At 38.6% G+C, this 4,047-nt stretch carries 5 protein-coding genes; 2 read left to right on the top strand and 3 right to left on the bottom strand.

Annotated features, from left to right (window positions below; translation table 11 throughout):
* On the top strand, positions 1-297 hold a 297-nt coding region (locus tag QUA40_RS27915), incomplete at its 5' end, for an element excision factor XisH family protein (RefSeq protein WP_333131843.1).
* Positions 285-653 carry a XisI protein gene (locus tag QUA40_RS27910; RefSeq protein ID WP_333131841.1) on the top strand — a complete coding sequence of 123 codons (369 nt, stop codon included), beginning with the start codon at positions 285-287 and terminating at the stop codon, positions 651-653. The genes QUA40_RS27915 and QUA40_RS27910, both read left to right, overlap by 13 nt.
* Before the next feature lie 262 nt (positions 654-915).
* On the opposite strand, the gene QUA40_RS27905 is transcribed toward QUA40_RS27910, so the two are convergent.
* The 3 genes from QUA40_RS27905 to QUA40_RS27895 all read right to left on the bottom strand — a co-directional run bounded on the left by QUA40_RS27905 (position 916) and on the right by QUA40_RS27895 (position 3,747).
* Positions 916-1,692, bottom strand: a complete 777-nt coding sequence (locus QUA40_RS27905; RefSeq protein WP_333131839.1) for a retron system putative HNH endonuclease — start codon at positions 1,690-1,692, stop codon at positions 916-918.
* Positions 1,689-2,990, bottom strand: a complete 1,302-nt coding sequence (locus QUA40_RS27900; RefSeq protein WP_333131837.1) for an AAA family ATPase — start codon at positions 2,988-2,990, stop codon at positions 1,689-1,691. The genes QUA40_RS27905 and QUA40_RS27900 overlap by 4 nt, the downstream gene beginning before the upstream one ends.
* A 466-nt stretch (positions 2,991-3,456) precedes the next feature.
* A complete protein-coding gene (locus QUA40_RS27895) occupies positions 3,457-3,747 on the bottom strand; it encodes a helix-turn-helix transcriptional regulator (RefSeq protein WP_333131835.1) in 291 nt (96 codons plus the stop codon).
* Between the last annotated feature and the right edge of the window lie 300 nt (positions 3,748-4,047).

The raw sequence follows: 4,047 nt of genomic DNA, 5'->3' as shown, positions 1-4,047 counted from the left end.
AACATTTTGGGGTCTTATATTTTTCACTCCTTTCAAGTCAGTTATATCATACCTCATCTTTTCGATAAATGCTATAGAATTGCAGATTTAGAGCAAGCTTTGGGTCAATATACTCTTTACTATGACATCTTAAAACGGACGGAATCAGAAAGACAACTGTATCTTGCGATTCCACTAAATGCTTTTACAGAGCTTTTTGAAGGAGAAAGTTTTGGTCAGATATTGCTAGATAATAACCGCCTAAATTTGGTTGTTTTCAACCCAAAAATAGAGGAAATAGTACAATGGATAGCTTAAATAATTATCGCAAACTTGTTAAGCAGCTCCTTACTGAATACGCAGAGATTCCCGTTTTTGACAGTGGGACGCAAAATGAAATAATTTTTGATTTGGAAAATGACCGTTATATGTTAATAAATATAGGTTGGTTTAATGAGCAGCGCATTCACCATTGCGTGATTCATATTGATATTATTGACGGTCAGGTGTGGATTCAAGGAAATAATACCGATCGCCTGATTGCTGAGGAGTTAGTTGCAGCGGGAGTTCCTGCCGAATCAATTGTTTTGGGGCTTGAACCGCTTGATGTTAGACTTTATACTGCTTATGGAGTGCCTACTAGGGAGCAGCAGCGAGAATCTTTGAAAGTATGATGGAGTGGAAGCGATTTGAGTGGGAGGGCGATTCCCTAGGGGATAGCTTCGCTTCACGGACTTCAAAAACCTTTAAAGCAGGCGATCGGAGAAGGTTGTAGAAAGGTGAGGGTGAGATCGTGTGCTTTGTCTTCCTACAATCCGTTTCCGGTGCTTCCCGATGCGGAGAGAGAGCTTTTGCTGGATTTGTTACAGGTCGATGAATGCCAGATTTGGGTACATGACCCGAAGTGGGGAGAATAGGTGGAGGAGGCGTTTACACTTATAAACCACTTTTTTTCTTAACACTGTACTCCTGCTTGAGAAAAGATAAAACCACAGCACAAAAACGTACATATTCACCCTGATTATCAAGTTTATCATATCCTTGAATTAATTTTTGTAACTCTTGACTGGAAAATTGTTTGATAAGGATATGCTTTAAGGTATCTTGAATTACCTTTTTTCTTTCTCTTATAAGTTTTTCATTATGTAGCCCCAATTGAATAATTGTTTGATCCGCAGCCTTCTTCATGATTGGAGTGATATTAGCCGAGCGAATTTCTCCAGCAGCCGTATAAGTAAAGTATTCAGCACAGTTTTCTATTAAAGGAGAGACTGTTAAATTGTCATCGTACCACTCACCTTTTTTAGCTCCACAGAATTCCTGTGCGGGTTTTGGCGTGTCTCGCTTTTGTTTTAACTTTTCTTTATATTCCAATTCCTGTTCTTCCGTATATCCATTGCAGGAAGCTAACAAATTGGTATATGTAACTACTAGGTCTGCATAGGAAGGGCTGCGACTTTTAGATTTAGGCTTTAGATGCTCAATGTGGCTATTATGACTACTGCTTATGCGTCTTCCACAGTAGCAACAAATATAACCTTGCTCTTTCAATAGAACATTAAGAAGTTCAGCTTTATGTGGATTTTTAAAATCATCCCAATCAAGCTTACTAAATTCCCACTGTGGGTCATCTTTCCTTTTCCATTCCAAGAACTCTTGCTTGAATTTAGTAAGGCAATCAGGCTCATGATCTTGTTTTTTTATGTATCTCATTCTGCTAAAATCTCCTGGCTCCTGATCAACATATCTGCACTAGCAAACTCTGGATCATCTCCAATTTCTTTTTCGAGTTCCTCTTGCATTCGTTTAGCTTCAGTAATCTTGCCATCATCAATGAGTCTAAATAACTCACGGAGTCTTTTCTTGATATCCTCTGGACGATCTGGTACACCCATGAGTTCTTCAAGAATTCGACTGCTATCTTGTCCAAAAGTTTGTCGCTGCTCTGCAAAAATCCCTTCTGGTATTGATCTTAGAAGGTATACCGACTTTACCTCACTGATAACCTGCGGTGAATGGGTGGTGATAATAAACTGACACTTAGGGAATGTATTTTTCAGACTAGGAATAATTTTACGTTGCAACTTAGGGTGAAGGTGTAACTCAATCTCGTCAATAAGAACAATTCCCTCACCTTGAAGTGGATCTGGAAGACCTGGATTTGCAATTGCCAAACGTCTTGCTAGATCCCCCGCCATTGCGAGTAAACCTTTTTCCCCATCTGATAATTGTTGGTTGATAATCAGTTCATAACTTTTTTTCATCATAGTCATTCGCAATGGGGATCTTCGTATCCGCAGCATTGATAATTCTTCACCTAAAAGTGAATATATCGCCCTTCTCACTGCTTCTAGTAAAGGATTACAATAACTAGAGTTATAACGGAATAGTTCATTTTCTAAATCTTCAAGCTCTTTAAACCACTCAAAGAATTTATTAAAACTAATTCGGGTTCCTGTAAGAGCTCGATCATAAGCTTCGAGTTGATTATAGGTATATGATTTTTTTTCTTGACTATGATCTTGACTATCAAAAAATTCTCTATTTACATGGTAGTAAACTAGCAAAGGTAAATTAATTTGAGAATTAGTTGATAGTTTCTGCTCTAGGTTTAAACCAATTCCTTGTAATTTTGTCAGATCAGCTCCATCAGGACGAGGACGTGTTTTATCTATTACTCTATAAATATTCCATGTGATTTCCTGCGAGTCAATTAAAATTGTAATTTTATTATCGGTTTTATTTTTCCCATTGGTAATATCTTCATTATTAAAAAAAGTTCTTTCTATGCCTTTTCCTACAGGAGACTGACCGCTAGTAGAAGCTTGATAACCACCAGGTTCTTGAATTTCAGTAATAAAATGTGACAACAGAGTAGCGATGCAGTCAAGAATACTTGATTTTCCCGAACCGTTGATACCAACCAGTAGGGTAGGTTCAGTAGAATCAAACTCTACGGTTAGATCGCGGAGTCCTCGGAAGCTTTCCATTTCTAAAGTTTTAACTTTCATTTATATTAAACCTATCTGCTAATCTGCTTTAGTACTTTTGAGCAAAGGCTTCTGACATTTCAGAAACTTTTCGGGCTTGTTTTTCAAAGCTTTTGGCTAACTCAACCAATTCCATTAGTGTCTTTATAGCATTAGGTTCCAAGCCTCATCAGCATATCACCCTAAATGCCCTGTCGATATATCGCTCTTCTATCACTATGATGATATTAAAATAAAATTTATCCTCTGAAAAGCTTAGGCTGTCTAGACTTCGGGCTTTATTTTCTGATAGGTTAGGTCTTTTATGAAAGAAAAGACATAATCCATAAAGAGAAAGGATTACACAAACTTCTCTGCTAAGAGTGACAAAAGAGCGAGAGAGAAGTGTTTCAGGGTGGTTATCACCCCGTCAGAGTACCTGCCTTTTTTTCCAATACAAAACAGAAGCCACATAAATTCCTAGTTTACAGATAAATCTGCCTAATACTCATTCCCCAGCAGCCTCAGCCGACGCAGCGAATCTCTCCGCGACAGCTTTGCCAATTAGCGCCACCTGACTCAGAGGCAAGAACCTAATTTTAGTGACAATATCTTGAATATCTAACGGATCTGAAACTGGCTTCCCATCCAAAAATCTCAGAAGTTCTTCCAGCGAATAACCAGCTCTCGCAGCAAGCTTAGCCAAGTTTTCAGTATCAGGAACCGTATCGCCCCTTTCCCAAAGCTGAACAGGGGTAGCGGAAACGCCCAAAAGCCTACCAAACGCTCGCTGACTCATTGTTCCGCGAGCAGTTTTGATGATTTCGCTAAGTTTTTGTCTATTTTGGATGTTCACGACTCGAAGGTTACTCAACCGTATCTACCAGTCTACTTACGAAGTGATACATCAACTATATTTCCCAGACGACTCAGCCGCCGCCGCGAGTCTATCCATCACGGCTCTACCAACCACGGCTAACTCACTAATTGGTATACATTGAATTTTTTTCAGCAGATCGTTAGTATAGTCATTTCAAATAAATGTGAGACAGAGGCAAGATCATGATAAAATCGATAAAAATAGTTAATTAGAAAAAAA

This window comes from Microcoleus sp. Pol11C3 (genome assembly GCF_036701485.1).
Classification (GTDB): domain Bacteria; phylum Cyanobacteriota; class Cyanobacteriia; order Cyanobacteriales; family Microcoleaceae; genus Microcoleus.
This window is presented reverse-complemented; position numbering and strand designations above follow the sequence as displayed.